Below are 17,474 nucleotides of genomic sequence, written 5' to 3'. Positions count from 1 at the left end.
TGTTCGGCTCGGAACGTCTCGGAACGAGGAGCGTGTCATGCACATATCCGTTCGCCGCCGTGGCGCCGTCGTCGCGAGTGTGGTGGCAGCTGCCACCGCCGCCATGAGTCTCTTCGGCAGCGTCCCCGCGCAGGCCGCGCTGCCGACTCCCGTCAGTGCCGCTACCGCCCGTTCGTATCTGGCTTCGCTCAGCGTCAGTGCCGAGCATTCGCGGGACGGGTACAGCCGGGACCTGTTCCCGCACTGGACCACCATCAGCGGGGCGTGCAACACCCGTGAGACGGTGCTCAAGCGCGATGGCACGAACGTCGTCACCGACTCCTCCTGTGCCGCGACCAGCGGCAGCTGGTACTCGCCCTACGACGGCGCCACGTGGTCGGCCGCCTCCGATGTCGACATCGACCACCTCGTGCCGCTCGCCGAGGCGTGGGACTCCGGCGCGTACGCCTGGACTACCACCAAGCGGCAGAACCTGGCGAACGACCTCACGCGGCCGCAGCTGCTCGCCGTCACCGACAACGTCAACCAGTCCAAGGGCGACCAGGACCCCGCCACCTGGTGGCCCTCCCGTACCACCTACAAGTGCACCTACGCGCGGGCCTGGGTCCAGGTGAAGTACTACTACGGCATGAGCGTCGACTCCGCCGAGAAGAGCGCGCTGTCGTCGGTGCTCAACGGGTGCTGATCACCGGGGTCCGTTCCGGCGGGCCGATGTCAGTGGTGCGGTTTACGGTGATCCCATGCCCGACTCCGATGACGTACGCCGGATCGCCTTCTCCCTCCCGGAGACGGTGGAGAAGGAAGCCTGGAGCATGCCCACCTTCCGGGTCGCCGGGAAGATGTACCTCACGCTCCCCGACGACGAGACCTCGTTCGCCGTGCGGTGCCCCGTACTGGAGCGGGGCGAGCTGATAGCGGCCGAGCCGGAGAAGTTCTGGGTGCCGCCGCACGAAGCGAGTTCCGCCTGGGTGCGGGTGCGGCTGGCCGCGCTGGAGGACCTGGACGAGCTGCGGGACATCGTCGTGGACTCCTGGCGGCAGGCCGCGCCGAGCCGCCTTCTGGACACCTTCTCCGGGGCGGGCTGAACGGGCACGTCGGACGGGGCCGGCTGAGCACGCCGGCGCCCGGACGGGGCCGTCTCCCCGGTCCGCTCAGGACGGGGATGCCTGCTGCAGTACCTCGGCGAGGCGGGCGAGGGCTTTCAGTACGCGTTCCCTGTCCTCGCCCAGCCCTTCCAGCAGCTCGGCCTCGATGGCGAGCTGGCGGGGAAAGAGGGCGTCGACAGCGTCCTTGCCGGCCTGGGTGACGGTGACGAGCGCGGCCCGGCGGTCGGCCGGGTTCGGCGTGCGGGCGATGAAACCGCGCTTCTCCAGCTTGGCCAGTGCCTTGCTGGCGCCGGCCCGGGAGATGCTCATGCGCTCGGCGAGGCGGCGGGCGATCACCGGCTCGTCCGCGTGCCGGAGCGGGATGAGCAGGTCCACCTCGGGCGCGGTGAGCGGCGCCCCCTCGTAGAGCGGTTCGACCGCGCGGTCGACCAGGGCCGTGATCTGCTTGAGCAGTGCCACCACCTCCATCGGCGAGGTGTCCAGCCCGGGATGGTGCGCGGCCCACTGCTCGCGGACGCGGGAGGGGGGAGGCAGCATGAGGGCGCCTTTCGGGTCTCGGTCAATGCGGCTCGTCGATCAGTCGGTCAACTGGTTCGGCAGCCGGCTCTCGGCGTTTTCGTTAACTGGTGAACCATCAGTTATCTTTTTGCCATGATATCCCGCTCCCCCGCTGCCGCGGACCCCGCGCACGCCCCGCCCGGCACATCCAGCACCCCCGACACCACCCCGCCCGCAGCACCGAGGCGTGCCGGCGCGCTGATTGCCGTGCTCGGTGCGCTCACCGCCGTGGCCCCGCTCGCCACCGACATGTACGTGCCGGGCTTCCCCGCCATGGGTGCCTCGTTGCACGCCGGCAGCTCCGCGATCCAGCTCACCATGACCGCCTTCCTGGCCGGGCTCGTCGTCGGCCAGCTCGTCATCGGGCCGCTGAGCGACAGCCTCGGGCGCCGGCGGCTGCTCGTGGCGGGCTCCGCGGGCTTCGCACTGTTCTCCGTGCTGTGCGCCGTCGCGCCGGGTGTGGAGGTACTGACCGTCGCCCGCTTCCTCCAGGGGGCGACCGGCGCCGCCGGCATGGTGCTGGCCCGGGCGGTGCTCACCGACCGCTTCCACGGGGCCGACATCCCGCGCTACTTCGCCCTGCTCTCCCAGATCCTCGGCGTCGCGCCGGTGGCCGCACCCGTGCTGGGCGGCGCGGTCCTGTCGGTGTCCACCTGGCGGGCCGTCTTCGTCGTCCTCACCGTCATCGGCGTCCTGCTTCTGTTGGCGGTGCTGGCCAAGGTGCCGGAGTCGCTGCCTCCGGAGCGGCGGCACGCCGGCGGGGTGCGCGGTACGTTCCGGGCGATGGGCCGGCTGCTGGGGTCCCGGGCCTTCATGGGGTACGTGCTCGTGCTCGGCTGCACGGCGGCGGCGCTGTTCTCGTACATCGCCGGCTCCAGCTTCGTCTTCGAGAACCTGCACGGCGTCTCCCCCACCATGTATTCGCTGATCTTCGCCGTCAATGCCCTCGGCATGCTGGCCGCCGGGGCGGTGTTCGGGCGGCTGGCGCGCCGGGTGCGGCTGAACGTCCTGCTGGTCGCCGGGGTGGCGCTGGCCGTGGTCGGCGCGCTGGCGCAGGTCGTCCTGGTCACGGTCGCGGGCGAGACGTTCGCCGGGACGTGGCTGTCACTGTTCGTGACCACGTGCGGTATCGGGCTGGTCTTCCCCGCCACCATGAGCCTCGGGCAGACGCTGGGCCGGTCGGCGCCCGGTGCGGCCTCCGCGCTGCTGGGCGGCTTCCAGTTCCTGTTCGGCGCGGTCGCGTCGCCGCTGGTCGGCCTGTTCGGGGAGGACAGCTCCGCGCCGATCGCGCTGATCATGCTCGGCGCGCTCGTGGCGGCGGGCGGCTGTCTGCTCGTCCTCGCCCGGCCTTGGCGCGGCGCCGGCGAGGTCGCCGCGCGGGAGCGCGACGCGGGCTGACGGCCCCCATCACGGGACCTCAACTTCCTTGACGGAAAAGGCCGAACGCGGAACAACGCCGTCCGCCCAACTGTTCATCAAGGTGACTCAACGTCACGTACCAACGAGCGCAGGAGGACTGGTGGCCCCTTCCGTCGAGGCTCCTTCCGTCGAGCACCGGTTCGTCGATGTCAACGGCGTCCGGCTGCACATCGCCGAGCAGGGGCAGGGGCCGCTGGTCCTGCTGCTGCACGGCTTCCCGGAGTCGTGGTACTCCTGGCGGCACCAGTTCGGGCCGCTGGCGGCGGCCGGGTACCGGGTCGTCGCCCCGGATCAGCGCGGGTACGCCCGCAGCGAGCAGCCGACGGACATCTCCGCGTACACCATGCTGCATCTCACCGGGGACGTGATCGGGCTGATACGGGCCCTCGGTGAGGAGCAGGCGGTCGTGGTCGGGCACGACTGGGGCGCGCCGGTCGCCTGGACGACCGCCATGCTGCGCCCGGATGTGGTGCGCGGTGTCGCCGGGCTGAGCGTGCCGCCGGCGCCGCGTGGCACGGCCGCGCCGCTGCCGGCCCTGCGCGCGCAGCTCGGCGAGGGGTTCTACCAGCAGTACTTCCAGGAGCCGGGCGTCGCGGACGCCGAGCTGGCCCGGGACGTACGGTCGACGTTCCGCAGGCTGCTGTACGGCGGTTCCGGGGACAGCCCGATGACCGACCCGCCGGTGCCGTGGGTGATCCCCGAGGGCCATTCGGTGCTGGACACGATGGAGGAGCCGAAGGAGCTGCCCGGCTGGCTCACCGACGACGACATCGATGCCTTCGCGCGCGACTACGAGGAGCACGGCGACCGGGCGTTCACCGGCGGCCTCAACTGGTACCGCAACATCGACCGCAACTGGGAGCTGCTCGCGCCCTTCCACGGCCGGGGCATCGACATACCCGCGCTGTACGTCGCCGGGGACCGGGATCTGGTCCGGGCGTTCCCCGGCATGGACCGGCTGCTGCCGGCCCTGGACCAGGTGCTGCCGCGGCTGCACGCCAACGTCACACTGCCCGGCTGCGGCCACTGGACGCAGCAGGAGCGCCCCGACGAGGTGAACGCGGCACTGCTGGACTTCCTCGCGCAACTGCCTGCACGCGACTGAGTACGGGGCGCCCGCCTCGGTGCCGCGCACCCCGGCGCGCCTCCGTGCCCCGGCGAACGCCGCGCCCACCGGCCCCGTTCACAGCGGGGCCGGTGGGCGCGGCGGCAGTGTCTCAGCCCGGCGTCAGGCCGAGCGGGTGCCGGCTGTCAGCTCGTCGGAGCTGAGGATCTCCTCTCCATAGAGGTCCTGCAGCCAGTTGGACTGGTAGATGGTGTCGAGGTAGCGCTCGCCGAGGTCAGGGGCGATGGCCACCGCTGTCAGGTCGCGGTCCTCATGACGCGCCAGCCAGTCGGTCGCGCCGCTGACCACCGTGCCCGTGGATCCGCCGAACAGGAATCCGCTGCGGGCCAGGCGGTGGCAGGCACGGACGGTGTCGGCCTCCTCCACCCGGATCACCTCGTCCACATAGGACTCGTCCAGCAGCGCCGGGCGGACACTGGTGCCCAGGCCCGGGATCATTCGGCGGCCGGGCGGGCCGCCGAAGGTGACCGAGCCGACGCTGTCGACCGCGATCACCCGCACCTTGCGGTGCCACTCCCAGAAGTAGCGCGCGCAGCCCATCAGCGTGCCGGTGGTGCCGGCGCCGACGAACAGCACGTCCAGGTCCGGGAATTGACGGGCGATGGCCGGTGCGGTGGTGCGGTAGTGCGCCTTCCAGTTGCCCGGGTTGGTGTACTGGTTCAGCCAGACGTACCGGTCGTCGGAGGCGCACAGGGCGCGCACGTAATCGATCCGCGCGCCCAGCCAGCCCCCGTTGGCGTCCGGTTCGGCGATGAGGTGGACCTGGCTGCCCAGGGCCTCCATCATCCGCCGCGACGACAGGTTGCAGCGCGGGTCGGTCACGCACAGGAACCCGTAGCCCTTGCTCGCCGCGATCATGCTGAGTGCCACGCCCAGATTCCCGGACGAGGATTCCACCAGGACCGATCCCGGCATCAGTGCGCCCTCGCGCTCCGCGGCCTCGACCATCTCCGCCGCCGCCTTCAGCTTGATCGACCCGGCGAAGTTGAAGCCCTCGCACTTCAGGAACAGTGGCTGTCCGAAGATCGAGCGCAGGTCGACGTAGAGCTCTTCCTCATTGAAGTCCAGGGGAACGGATATGACTGGCACGATGACCCCCTCATTTGATGACCCCCCATGTGCGGCCGTAGGACCCGGCCGCTCATCCGTACCGGCGCAGCTCGTGGAAGAAGCCGTCGATGACGTGCAGCTCCCCCGAGCGGACCACTTCGTCGTAGACGTACTTGCCGACCGCCAGGTCCAGGACCCCCAGCCCGAACGGCGAGAAGACCAGCGGACGGTCCGCCGGTGGCCGCACTTGCCCCGCCATCACCTCGGCCAGCGTTCCGTGCAGGAAGTCCCTGCCCCCGGAGAGCTGTTCGGCCAGGTGGGGTGAGGTGTCGGCCTTCAGGCAGTGTTCGACGTCGTCCACGATGTTGGCAGAGGCGAGCACGATCTGCGGCGCGAGGTCGCGCAGCGAGACGTGCAGCACCAGCGGATGGTGTGCGAACCACGACACGTCGCTGACGTGCGGCCGGCCCGCGACGGTGGCGAAGATCACCAGGTCGCTCAGCCGGATGAGCTGTTCGGCGCTGTCGTGGATGGTGATACGGCCGCTCGTACCGGACTGTTCGAGGTACGTGCGGAAGCCCGCCGCGCTGTCGGCGGACACATCGTGCACGCCGATCTCCTCGAACGCCCAGCCAGTGGCGGCCAGGAACGTGTGGATGTAGCGGGCGATGAGGCCCGTACCGAAGAAGCCGACGCGCACGGGCCGCGGCCGGCCGCGGCTGAGCCAGTCGGCCGCCGACGCCGCCGAGGCGGCCGTGCGGGTGGCGGAGATGATCGAGCTCTCCAGGCACGCGAACGGGTAGCCGGTGTCGTGGTCGTTGAGGATCAGGACCGCCGACGCCCGGGGAATGCCGGCCGCGACGTTCTCCGGAAAGCTGGATATCCATTTCAGGCCGTCGACCGGTTCCTGGCCGCCCACCGATGCGGGCAGCGCGATGATCCGGGAGGACGGCCGGTCGGGGAACCGCAGGAAGTACGAGGGCGGGTTGACCGTGTGGCCGGCGCCGTGCAGCCGGTAGGTCTCCTCGACCAGCTCGACGAGTTCCCGTTCGCGGCCCTGCAGGGCGCGCTGGACCTGGGAGCCGGAGACCACCGCGAACGGCGGCACTTTCCTCGGCCCCTGGCCGGTGGCTTCGGCGGCGGTGGGGTGGATGGTCGTCACCGGGGGCTCACCTCGATCGTGGGCGCGCAGTCGGCCAGCCGTACCCCGTCGGCCATCGCCACCAGCACCTCGCGCGGGCCTTCGAAGGGCTCCCTGCTGTGCGCGGTACGGACGTTGTCCACCAGGAGCAGATCGCCGGCCTGCCAGGGCTCGCGGGCCGTGTGCTTCTCGTAGACCTCGTTGAGCAGTTGCACGATGTCCTCTCCGATGGGGGCGCCGTCGCCGAAGCGGGTGTTGAACGGCAGCCCGTCGGCGCCGTATTCGTCCACGAGGTACTCGCGCACCTCGGGCGCCATGGTCCATTCGTTCAGGAAGGCGATCTGGTTGAACCAGCAGCGCCGGCCGGTGACCGGGTGGTGTACCACGGCGCTGCGGCGCTGGCGGGTGTGCAGGATGCCGTCCTTCTGCCATGCGAAGTCGATGGCGTTCGCGCGGCAGTACCGCTCGACCTCCGCGGGGTTCTCGGTGCCGAACGCCTCGGCCCAGGGCGCGCCGATCTCTTCGTTGTAACTGCGGGTGAGCAGCCAGCCCTCCCGCTCGAAGCGCCGCACCAGTTCGGTGGGCAGCGCGTCGAGCACGGCGGACGCGTCGGCCACCGCGGTGGCCCCGCCCTCGGCCGGCGCGGTCAGGCAGGCGAACATCATCAGGCCGGGGAAGGTGAGGGTGTAACTCAGCTCGTGGTGCATGCACATCTGCTGGTTCGGCGGCCATTTGGTGGAGGAGTAGACGCCCTCCTCGGGATAGGTCCGCCGGGGCGCGAACGCCTCCTGTTCCCTCAGCAGGTCGGTGGCCAGCAGCCGGAAAACAGCTCCGGTACCGGCCGGGTCCCGTAAGCCCAGGCCGCGGACGAGCACCGCGCCGTGTTCGGCAACGGCGGCGCGCAGGGCGTCCCGGTGCTCGGCGACCCAGCGCGGCGCGTCACCTGTGATCTCGGCCCGCACCATCGGGGGCCTGCCTGGCTGGCGTTCCACGTCGAGGAGGGACGCCGGGAATAACGACATTTCCGATCTTCCTTTCGTTGTTATCAAGAAGAAGCCAACAAAGCGGCGGCGGCCTGTACGGCCTGTGCCGCCCGGTCGGGGCGGGTGCGCAGGAAGTAGTGGCCGCCGTCGGCCAGTTCGTGCAGCGTCACGTCCTCGGCGAGCAGCTGCCAGTCGAGGTGGCGCAGGCGGGCGTCGGCCGTGACCGGGTCGTCAGCGGCGACGACCACGGTGACCGGTGCGGACAGCTTCTCCGCCGGCGGGTCCTGCAGCAGGCCGGCGAAGTACTGGTGGGCGGCGAGGCAGTCGTGGCGGTAGGCCGCGCCGACGTGCTCGGCGCGCTGGGCGTCCAGCTCCTCCAGTTCGGTGTAGCCGCCCTCCGCCGACAGTTGCGCGGCGATGCGCGCGTTGTCGCGGGCGGCGAGTACGGTCATGGCGGCGCGCCGGGCGGCGGCGTCGCCGGGCAGCTGGGCGGCGAGGAAGAGACGCTGGACGGTCACGCCGCGCTGTTCCAGGCGCCGGGCCGTCTCGGCCGCGAAGGCGGTGCCCGAGGAGTGGCCCCACAGCAGTACGTTGTCCAGGCCGCGCCGGACGATCTCGGTGACGGCCTGCTCGGCCACGTCCTCCAGGGACGCGAACGGCTCGCTGTGTGCCGCGAGGTCGTGCCCGGGCAGTTCCACGGCGTACACCGCGCGCCCGGTGCCGCGCAGGGCACGGGCCAGCGGCTGGAAGTTGACCGCGTTGCCGCCGGCGTACGGGAAGCACACGAGCGCCCCGGCGGTGCCACCGCCCGGCTCCGCGAGGGCGTGCAGCAGTCCCTCGCGGCGTACGGAGCGGCCGTCGACCACGTCGGCCAGGTCGGCGAGGACCGGGTGGCGGGTGACGTCCTTCAGGGAGACGGCGCGCTTCAGGGTGACGGCGAGCTTCACCGCCGACAGGGAGGTGCCGCCGCGGTCGAAGAAGTGGTCGCGCCGGCCGATGCGTTCCTGCGGGATGCCGAGCACGGTGGACCAGGCGGCGGCCAGCCGCCGTTCGGTGGCGGTGCGCGGTGCGTGGTAGTCCTCCTCGGCCATCCCCAGCCGGCCGGCCAGCGCGGTCAGCGCCTTGCGGTCGATCTTGCTGTTGGCGGTCAGCGGCAGGCTGTCCAGGTGGTGGAAGGCGGCGGGCACCATGTAGCCGGGCAGCGACTCCCCCAGCCCCTGGCGCAGCACCGTGACCTCCAGTTCGCGTCCGGAGTAGAAGGCGATGAGGTGCTTGCTGCGGTCGGCGCGCTCGGCGACCACCACGGCGCCGTCCCGTACGCCGTCCATCCGCAGCAGCGCGTTCTCGATCTCACCGATCTCGATGCGGAAGCCGCGGATCTTGACCTGGGTGTCCCGGCGGCCGAGGAACTCCAGCTTGCCCTCCGCCTGCCAGCGGCCCCGGTCCCCGCTGCGGTACAGCCGGGCGCCGGGGCGGTGCGGGTCGGGCAGGAACGCCTGCCGGGTCCGCTCCGGGTCGTTCACGTAGCCGCGGCCGACGCAGACACCGGAGAAGACGATCTCGCCGGGGGCGCCGAGCGGTACCGGGGCGAGGTGGTCGTCGACGACGCGGACGTGCACATTGCGCACGGCGGGGCCGAGCGGCACCCGGTCGCCCTCGGGCGCGCGGAGCATCACCTCGTGGTTGGTGTCGTCCGAGGTCTCGGTGAGGCCGTAGGCGTTGACCAGCTTCAGGCCCGGCAGGACCGTGAAGAACCGCTGGGCCAGCTCCTTCTTCAGGGCTTCTCCGGTGACGGACACGCAGTGCAGGTCGGGCAGTTCGCGGGGCGCCGCCTCCAGCGCGGACAGCACGACTTCGAGGTAGGACGGGACGACCTGGACCACGCCGGCCCGGCCCTCGGCGACCGTGTCGATGAACCGCTGGACGTCCAGCACCGCGTCCTGTCCGACCAGCAGCGTGCGGCCGCCGACCAGCAGTGCGGAGACGAGCTGCCACAGCGAGATGTCGAAGCACTGGGGTGCGGTCTGGGCGACGACCTGTCCCTCGCCGATGCCCAGGTCCTCGATCTTGGCGTAGAGGTGGTTGAGCATCCCGGCGTGCTCGCACATCGCGCCCTTGGGCTCGCCGGTGGAGCCGGAGGTGAAGTAGATGTACGCGAGCTGGTCCGGCTCGATGACGATGCCGAGGTCGTCCTCGGTGTGTCCTTCCTCGTACGCGGTGCCGATGAGGAGCTTGCGGGCGCCGGGCACGGCGGTCAGCGCCTCGTCCAGGGTGCCGGTGCTGCCGGGTTCGGTCAGCACGAGGCCGCACTCCGCCCGGGAGAGCGTGGTGGCGATGCGGTCGGCCGGGAAGTGCGGCTCGATGGGCAGGTAGACGCCGCCGGCCTTGAAGACCGCCAGCACGGCGGCCATCCAGTCCAGGTTGCGTTCGGTGACCACGGCGACGGCGCCTTCCCGGCGCAGGCCCCTGGCCAGCAGGGCGCGGCCCAGCCGGTTGGCGTGGGCGTTGAGCTCCCGGTACGTCCACTGCCGGGTGCCCTGTACGGCGGCGACGGCGTCCGGGTGGGCGCGTACCCGCTGCTCGAACAGCTCGTGGAAGCGGGCGTCGGGCAGCTCGCGCTGCGGTCCGGCCAGCTCGTCGAGCTGGTGGCGGAGTTCGCCCGCGGACAGCAGGCTCTGCCGCGTGTGGTCGGCGTCGGGCCCGGCGGCCAGCAGCGCCAGTGCGCGGCGGTGGTAGCCGGCGATCCGGTCCACGCACGCCGCGTCCAGCGCCTCGGTGCGGTACCGCAGCCGCAGTACCAGTTCCTCGCCGCGTGCCGTGACGCCCATCCACAGCACGGTGTTACCGGTCGGCTCGCCCTCGCCGCCGGTCGGGTCCCACACCGTCTCGAACTCCGGCCCTGTGACGCTCAGTTCGCGGCGGAGTTCCTCCACCGGGAACTCACGGTGCGTCAGCAGCTCGGAGACGGCGCGGTCCACGTCGTGCACCAGCGCCCGCCAGGTGGCGGCGCCGGTCGTCAGCGGGCAGGGCAGCGGCCGGCCGTCCCGTACGGCGACATGCCCGGTCACCACGTCCCGCTCGCCCGCCAGCGCCGCGAGGACCTTGGCGTGCGCGGCCAGCAGCAGTGAGTCGAACGGCACCGCCAGCTCCTCCGCCAGCCGGCGTACCGCCGTGACCACCTCGGCCGGGACGCTCGCCACTTGCTCGGCGACGCCCGGCACCGGATGCCGGGTCCACCGCGGGAGCGCGGTGGCGCCGCCTCCCACGAGTACACCCCGCCAGAATTCCCGACCGCTCTCAGCCGGCATTGCCATGGGATCTTCCCCCTCCGTGCACCGCTGTCACGGTGCCGCGCGCCGCCGTCCGGAGCGGCGCGGTCGTTGTCGTCGGTTTCCTGGCCGGCCCCCCGGCCGGCCTCGGTGCCCGGTTCCCGGTACGTGCCGATGGCGGCGGCCCCGCCGCCCTCTCCGTGCCAGGGGGCCGCTGCTCCGTCCCGGTCGGCGCACCGCGGTTCATGTCGTCCGGCATGTGCGGTGGTCGCTGGGTCATGCGGTCCGCTGGGGCGCCCGGTGCGTTTCGGCGGCCGGGTTTCCCGCCCACCGTGCGTGCTGCGGGATCTCCTCGCCCTTCATCAGGAAGGAGTCGGCGGCCAGTACCGCGCCGTCGCCCATCGTCACGCCGTAGTGGACCAGGGCGCCGATGCCCAGCGTGCAGCCGGCGCCGATGGTGCTGTGGTCGGATTTGAAGGTGCCGTCCTCCTGCGAGTGGCACTGGATCTTGCTCCCCATGTTGAGCGTGGCGTCGTCCCCGATGGCGGTGAGGGTTCGCTCGGTGATGTAGCAGCCGTCGTCGAAGACCCGCCGGCCGAGCCGGACGCCCAGCATCCGCCACATCAGGTTCTTGAACGGGGTGCCGTTGAAGGCGTTGAAGTGGTTGTCGGGCACCTTCCACAGGCGCTCGTGCCACCAGAAGTACGGCTCGTAGATGGAGCAGAGCTGCGGCCGCAGCGAACGGAACCGCAGGATGACCCGCTCCGTCATGCTGAAGTACACGGCGGTGAAGGCCATGCTGAGCGCCATGTACGCCGCGATCAGCAACTGCTCGACCACGCCGTACAGTTCGATCGCCGCGACGGCCAGCACGGTGAGCACGAAGACGTGCACCCACCGCAGGAACAGATGGAGCGCCATCGTGACGGTGTTGTGCCGGTTCTTCGCGGCGAGCCGCCTGCGGAACTCCTCGCCCGTGCGGAAGTGGTCGAAGCGCGTGTCGCGCTCCACGGTGCGGGGGATCTCGAAGCTCGGCGAGCCGAGCAGCCCCACCCCTTCGCGGATCTCGCCGTCCAGCGGCACCATCACCTTGGTCGCGAGCAGGCAGTTCTCCCCCGTCCTGCCGCCCGAGGGATAGGCGATGAAGTTGCCGAGGAAGCTGTGCGCGCCGATCTCCGCCGTGGAGACGCGGAAGGACGTGCTGGAGAAGTCGGCGTTGATGATGGACAGTCCGTCGGCGACCATCGTGCCGCTGCCGATGGTGGCCAGGAACGGGGTCTCGTGCGCCACGTCCGTGCCGAAGTTCGACCCGGTCTGCTCGATCCGGGACATGTTGTACCCGAGGTAGCGCAGGTAGTGGACGATGTAGGAGCTGTCGCCGAAGAGCCACTTGAAGAACTTGTTGTTGGTCATCCGCGTGACGGCGCGGTGCACCGAGTAGTGGAAGCCGTACAGCGGATACACCTTGTCCGGCTCGATCATCAGGTTCAGCAGGCGCGGCACGGTGAACAGCCAGACCATGCCCAGCAGGGTGAAGCCGAAGAACACCACCACGGAGATGACCAGCGCGTCGAGGTACAGCGCCGCCGAGGTGAGCCCTTCTGTGCCGGGGCCCAGCCACCTGCCGAGTGCGGGGACCTCCGTCAGCAGGAAGTACATCGCGCCGACGCTCAGCGGCACGTAGACGAGGCACACCTGGACCAGGGTGAGGAAGCCGTACCCGAAGCGGCGCAGGGTGCTGCAGCCGGCCGGTGCGACGCGTACGTAGTCCACGTCCGTGCGCTGCGCCGGTGAGCCGTGCCACCGCTGCCCGGCCGGCACGGCCTCGCCGCTCTGCAGCGCGGAGGCGTGACCGATCTGGGCGCCGTCGCCCATCGACGTCTTGATGTCCAGCACGGTGCGCTCGCCGATGAAGACGTCCCGGCCGAGGGTGACGGGGCCGGTCTGGATCCGCCCGGCGTGCGCCCGGTAGCAGAGGAAGTACGCCTCCTTGCGGATCACCGTGCCGGCGCCGATGGTGAGCAGGTCGGTGCAGACGGGGACGGCGGGCGAGAGGATCGTGACGTTCTTGCCGATGCGTGCGCCGAGGGCCCGGAGGTACAGCACGTACAGCGGATTGCCGATGAAGAACCTCATCGGGTTCGCGTGGATCAGTACCCGGACCGTCCAGAAACGCAGATAGGCCAGGCTCCACACCGGGAATTCCATGGTCCGCCAGCGGCCGACGAGAATCCATTTGGCCGCGACCGGAAAGAGGCACATGCCGAGAAATCCGGCGCTGCCGAAAAGGGCCGACCGCAGGTAGATGCCGGTCAGGCCGGAGCCCGCGGAGACCCAGGTGAAGCCGCGGATGGTGACCAGTCCGGCGAGGTAGGAGTAGCCGAGGAAAATCAGGAGCTGGAGCGCACCGCACAGCACGTACCGCGGCGTGCTGCCGGCCGGCGCCGGGTCCTCGGGGACGGCCGGTGCCTGCTCTTCGGCGGTGGCGGGCGGGAGGACCGGCAGGGACATGGCCAGGCTGCGGATGGTCGGGTGGCGGTAGACGTCCTTCATGGAGACCGACGGCAGGTCGCCGCGCTTCCTGATCCGCGCGCAGAACTGCGCCATCACGAGGGAGTTGGCGCCGAGGTCGTCGAAGAAGTGGCTGTCCACCGGCACCCGCTCGGCGCTCACCACACCGGCCAGCACCTCGGCGAGGATTCGCTCGGTGCCGGTCGTCTCCGGCACGGTGCTTCCATTGCTCCCATTATTAATAGTTGAAGATTCAACCAGATCCGCTGCCGAAATCTCGGCAGGTTTTCCCACCACGTGAGCTCCTAGTAAGTCAATGTCGTCGGCTGTGGTCGAATTCAAGGCATTCGGCCTGTGCGGTGGGGGGACTGGTGCGAATCCGTGGACGGCGAGCCGGAATCGGGGCGGGGCACTGGGCCCGGACAGCTCTGCCGCCAGTACGGCGGAATCATCGACGCCCTCGGCGGCCGACTCCCCGTACAAGGGAGGAAACGGCCGCGAGGCACGGAGAGAAGGGGCGGACGGCCGCCGCCCGCCGCCGGGCCCGCCGTCAAGGCGTGCGCTGCCCGGGTTCCGGTGCGGTCGTGGTGATCGCTCTCGCCGTCGTCCTCGGCGTGGCCCGGATCCTCTGTGGGGTGAGGATCCTCGGTGCGGTGGCTGGAGCCCGGCACGGTGTCCAGACCCTGCGCTGCGTCCGGAGCGACGCCCCGGCCGGTGAAGTCGGCCTTCAGAGCGGCCCGGTCAAGGTATCCGCACCTCGTCAGGCGTCTGCTGCGCGCCGGGTCAGACCGCCGCGTGCGGTGGCTCTCCGCGGCCCGCCCGAAGGGCGCGGAACAGGTCATCCGACGCGACGGGACACGGCGCGGCGGCACGGTCGCCGAGCACGCCCCCGCGGCGCGCACGGCCGGAGCCGGCCTCTCGTACGGCGAACGCTCGTCATACGGCGAGCGATCCAGGAATTCCCCCCGTTCCCCGTGAGTGCCTGGGCCCCCCGACCCGGGCACTTCCCCCCTACCAACCAGGCTGTCGTAACCCTGCATCGACGTCATGAGCACGGCTCCCCCTCGAGACGCGCATAGGTGGTGACAGCAGATTAAGCACGCCCGGACCTGGGAACCATCCGGTGGCCGAACTCGGCCGGAAGCGGTTCACCCACAGGTTTTTGTGCAGGTAGCAGGACTGCACAACGGAACCGGGCGGCCTCACACGCCACGGCCCGGAGGGGGTGGGGGCGCACGCAACGAGCATGCGCCCGCGCGCACCCCCCGCTGTCAACACCGGAGTGCGCCCCACCGCCCGCCGCCGCGAGTGCAACGAGGGGCACCAGCCGCTTCCCGGTGCTGGTGCCTGCCCGGCGGCGCCGTCGCACGGTGTGTGATTTAGCCGACTCCCACGGCCGGGGAACGGAGCCAGTCGATGAGGAGGCGGTTCACCTCCTCGGCGCGTTCCTGCTGGATCCAGTGTCCGCAGCCCTCCAGGAGGTGGCAGGAGACCAGGCCGGGCAGGGTGGTGGGGTACGCCTCGATGGCCTCCCTCATCCAGGTGGTGGAGGCGTCGAGGGTGCCGCCGAGGAAGAGCGCCGGCTGGGTGACCGGCGCGCCGTCCCAGGGGGCGAGGTCCGCCCAGTCCCGGTCGACGTTGCGGTAACGGTTGAGCGCGCCGGTCATGCCGGTCCGCTCGAACTCCCCGGCGTACACGTCGAGATCGGCCTCGGTGAGCCAGGAGGGCAGGACGCCTGCGGGGAAACGGTCGCGGAGCCGCCCGCCCTCGGGCACGAAGAAGAGGCTGCCCTCGCCGCCGCGCGGCATCGTGTCGGCCGAGAGCCCGGCGTAGAAGCCGGCCAGCCAGCCGCGGACGTCCGGTTCGATCTCGGCCTCCGCCCGGCCGGGCTGCTGGAAGTACCCGACGTAGAACTCCTCGTCGCCGCCGAGCCCGGCGAACGCCTCGGTGGGCCGGGGCCCGCCCCGGGGCGCGTACGGCACGCTCAGCAGCCCGACGGCCGTGACCAGGTCCGGCCGGAGCAATGCGGTGTGGGCGGCGATCGGCGAGCCCCAGTCGTGGCCCACGACGATCGCGCTCCCGGCGCCGAGGGCCTCGATGACGGCGGCGGTGTCCTCGACGTGGTCCAGCATCCGGTACGCGTCGACCGCGGCGGGCGCGGAGGAGCGGCCGTACCCCCGGACGTCGAGGGCCACCGCGCGGAAGCCCGCGGCGGCCAGCGCCGGGAGCTGGTGGCGCCAGGAGTACCAGGACTCCGGGAAGCCGTGGACGAAGAGGACCAGGGGGCCGGTGCCCTGCTCCACGAGATGGATACGGCCGCCGGGTGTGCGGACCAGGCGGTGCTGTACGGGAGTCGGCTGCGGCATGTCTCCTCCTGCGGTGTAAGCGGGCGTGGTCCCGCTTTCCGTGATCATCGGGCGGCCGCGTGGCGGTGGCGAGCTTTCTTGCCGGTCCGGCAAAGAGGGTGTGCCGGTGCCCGGTTCCGGCCGCTTCCGTGGCGGTGCGGGCCCGGGGCCCGCCCGGGATGTCCGGTGACTGTCGCGGCGGCTGGGCTGTGTGGGTACAGACGTGTGCCGCGCGGCGGGCCGGGCCCCCGTTTTCCGGCCCCGGTCCCGCTGACCGAATCGCCCAGAGCCAGCCCGGGGACCGCCCGGACGGCGGGCGGGCGCGGCGGCCGTGCGCGTGCTGGTGGCGGCGCGGCCGCGGCGCCCGCGCGCGGGCCGGCGGCGGACGGCCGGTGTCCGGATCGTGTCCGGGAGGGCACAGTAATCGTTGGCCTGGTACGGGTGGTGGCCCTCGGGGACCGGATTCCGCTCCCGGCGGCCGCCGGTCGTCCACCATCGCTGAGGGCAGGCGGACCGGCTACGCAGGAGGGACCTATGACAGCGGACCGGCACGGGCACCGGATGAGCAACACCGGCGCCGATGCGCTCGTCCACTACGAACGGGCCCTGGACCACCTGGTGTTCTTCCGGCCCGAGGTGGTCGAAGCGGCCGACGCGGCGCTGGCGGCATCACCACGGTCGGTGATGGGGCAGGTGCTGGCCGCGTACCTCGGTGTGCTGGGTACGGAGGAGAAGGACGCGGCCGCAGCCCGGGACACCTTCCTCCGCTTCCGCTCCGGTCTGGACGAGGAGACGCTCACGTCCCGGGAGCGGATGCATCTCGCCGCCGCGGCCGCCTGGCTGGACGGGGACCTGCACGGCGCCGGACGCCTGCTCGGTGACCTCACCGTCGCCCACCCCCGCGATGTGCTGGCGCTCTTCGCCGGACACCAGCACGACTTCCTCACCGGGGACGCCCAGCGCCTGCGCGACCGCATCGGCGGGGCGCTGGGCGCCTGGGAGCCGGACGACCCGCACCGCGGCCCGCTGCTGGGCATGTACGCCTTCGGGTTGGAGGAGTCGGGGCACTACGAGCGCGCGGAGGAGGCGGGCCTCGAAGCGCTCGCGCGCCATCCGCACGACGTGTGGGCGATCCACGGCGTGGTGCACACGTATGAGATGCGGGGCCGCTTCACCGACGGTATCCGCTTCCTCGACGCGCGCACCGAGGACTGGTCCGACGGCACCCTGCTGACCGTGCACAACTGGTGGCACTACGCCCTGTACGCGCTGGAGATGGGTGACGCGGCGCGGGTGCTGGAGATCTACGACGCGGCGCTGCACCACGAGGAGTCCGCGGGCGTCGCCATGGAACTGCTGGACGCCGCCGCCCTGTTGTGGCGGCTGTACCTGGCGGGCGAGGACCAGGGCGTGCGGTGGGCGCGGCTCGCTGACGCGTGGGAGCGCCGCGACGACGGCGCGCACTACGCCTTCAACGACGCGCACGCGGTCATGGCGTACGTGGGCGCGGGCCGCATCGGACTGGCCGAGCGGCTGGTGGCGGACCGGCAGCGGTGGCTGGCCGGGGCCGCGCCGGCGGTGTCCAACCGCGCGATGACCGCCGACATCGGACTGCCGGTGTGCCGGGCGCTGATCGCGTACGGGCGGCAGGAGTACGGCCGCGCCGTCGATCTGCTGCTGCCGGTACGGCACCGGCTGCACACCTTCGGCGGCAGCCACGCGCAGCGGGACGCCGTGCAGCGCACGCTGGTCGAGGCGGCGCTCCGCGCACGCCGTACGGAACTGGCGCGCACGCTGCTGAGCGAGCGCATCCAGCTGCGCCCCGTCTGCCCGTACAACTGGTCGGCGCAGGCGCGGCTGGAGGAGCAGCTCGGCGATCCGGAACGGGCCGCGGCGGCGCGCGAGAAGGCCGCTGCCCAGGCGGCGTGGTGACGGACGGCCCGCCGTGACGGTTCCGGCCAGCGGC

12 protein-coding genes are annotated in these 17,474 nt (G+C 71.5%); 5 read left to right on the top strand and 7 right to left on the bottom strand.

What is annotated here, in order from left to right:
* Nucleotides 1-103 precede the first annotated feature (103 nt).
* Nucleotides 104-685, top strand: a complete 582-nt coding sequence (locus tag IG84_RS0120010; RefSeq protein WP_245659445.1) for a GmrSD restriction endonuclease domain-containing protein — start codon at nt 104-106, stop codon at nt 683-685.
* A 55-nt stretch (nt 686-740) separates the two neighbouring features.
* Nucleotides 741-1,085, top strand: a complete 345-nt coding sequence (locus IG84_RS0120005) for an MmcQ/YjbR family DNA-binding protein (protein ID WP_031058975.1) — start codon at nt 741-743, stop codon at nt 1,083-1,085.
* A gap of 66 nt (nt 1,086-1,151) precedes the next feature.
* Here IG84_RS0120005 and IG84_RS0120000 read toward each other — a convergent pair whose 3' ends face one another.
* Nucleotides 1,152-1,643, bottom strand: a complete 492-nt coding sequence (locus tag IG84_RS0120000) for a MarR family winged helix-turn-helix transcriptional regulator (protein WP_031058974.1) — start codon at nt 1,641-1,643, stop codon at nt 1,152-1,154.
* 114 nt (nt 1,644-1,757) lie between these two features.
* Here IG84_RS0120000 and IG84_RS0119995 point away from each other — a divergent pair, with 114 nt between their 5' ends.
* Together IG84_RS0119995 and IG84_RS0119990 are read left to right on the top strand one after the other, a co-directional pair.
* Entirely contained in the window at nt 1,758-3,062 is a 1,305-nt protein-coding gene (locus IG84_RS0119995; protein WP_037800623.1) for a multidrug effflux MFS transporter, read from the top strand.
* Between the two features lie 121 nt (nt 3,063-3,183).
* Complete coding sequence (locus IG84_RS0119990) at nt 3,184-4,188, top strand: alpha/beta fold hydrolase (protein ID WP_031058970.1); 1,005 nt, start codon at nt 3,184-3,186, stop codon at nt 4,186-4,188.
* 123 nt (nt 4,189-4,311) lie between these two features.
* On the opposite strand, the gene sbnA is transcribed toward IG84_RS0119990, so the two are convergent.
* The 6 genes from sbnA to IG84_RS0119960 all read right to left on the bottom strand — a co-directional run bounded on the left by sbnA (nt 4,312) and on the right by IG84_RS0119960 (nt 15,529).
* Nucleotides 4,312-5,298, bottom strand: a complete 987-nt coding sequence (sbnA, locus tag IG84_RS0119985) for a 2,3-diaminopropionate biosynthesis protein SbnA (RefSeq protein WP_031058968.1) — start codon at nt 5,296-5,298, stop codon at nt 4,312-4,314.
* A gap of 52 nt (nt 5,299-5,350) precedes the next feature.
* On the bottom strand, nt 5,351-6,421 hold the full coding sequence (gene sbnB / locus IG84_RS0119980) for a 2,3-diaminopropionate biosynthesis protein SbnB (RefSeq protein WP_031058966.1): 1,071 nt from the start codon (nt 6,419-6,421) through the stop codon (nt 5,351-5,353).
* Entirely contained in the window at nt 6,418-7,422 is a 1,005-nt protein-coding gene (locus IG84_RS0119975) for a TauD/TfdA family dioxygenase (protein WP_031058963.1), read from the bottom strand. Before IG84_RS0119975 ends, sbnB begins: the two co-directional genes overlap by 4 nt.
* A gap of 23 nt (nt 7,423-7,445) precedes the next feature.
* Nucleotides 7,446-10,697 carry a non-ribosomal peptide synthetase gene (locus tag IG84_RS0119970; RefSeq protein WP_031058960.1) on the bottom strand — a complete coding sequence of 1,084 codons (3,252 nt, stop codon included), beginning with the start codon at nt 10,695-10,697 and terminating at the stop codon, nt 7,446-7,448.
* Nucleotides 10,698-10,928: 231 nt separating this feature from the next.
* Nucleotides 10,929-13,424, bottom strand: coding sequence for a Pls/PosA family non-ribosomal peptide synthetase (locus tag IG84_RS0119965; RefSeq protein WP_382467425.1), 2,496 nt, complete (start codon nt 13,422-13,424; stop codon nt 10,929-10,931).
* A 1,118-nt stretch (nt 13,425-14,542) separates the two neighbouring features.
* Nucleotides 14,543-15,529, bottom strand: coding sequence for an alpha/beta fold hydrolase (locus IG84_RS0119960; protein WP_031058956.1), 987 nt, complete (start codon nt 15,527-15,529; stop codon nt 14,543-14,545).
* 513 nt (nt 15,530-16,042) lie between these two features.
* On the opposite strand from IG84_RS0119960, the gene IG84_RS0119955 reads away from it, so the two are divergent.
* The gene (locus IG84_RS0119955; RefSeq protein ID WP_031058954.1) at nt 16,043-17,440 is read left to right on the top strand and encodes a tetratricopeptide repeat protein; all 1,398 of its coding nucleotides are present in this window, start codon (nt 16,043-16,045) and stop codon (nt 17,438-17,440) included.
* Nucleotides 17,441-17,474 lie beyond the last annotated feature (34 nt).

This window comes from Streptomyces ochraceiscleroticus (assembly GCF_000720485.1).
Taxonomy (GTDB): Bacteria; Actinomycetota; Actinomycetes; order Streptomycetales; family Streptomycetaceae; genus Streptomyces; species Streptomyces ochraceiscleroticus.
The sequence above is the reverse complement of the archived record's forward strand: the minus strand, read 5'-3'. Positions and strand labels throughout refer to the sequence as shown.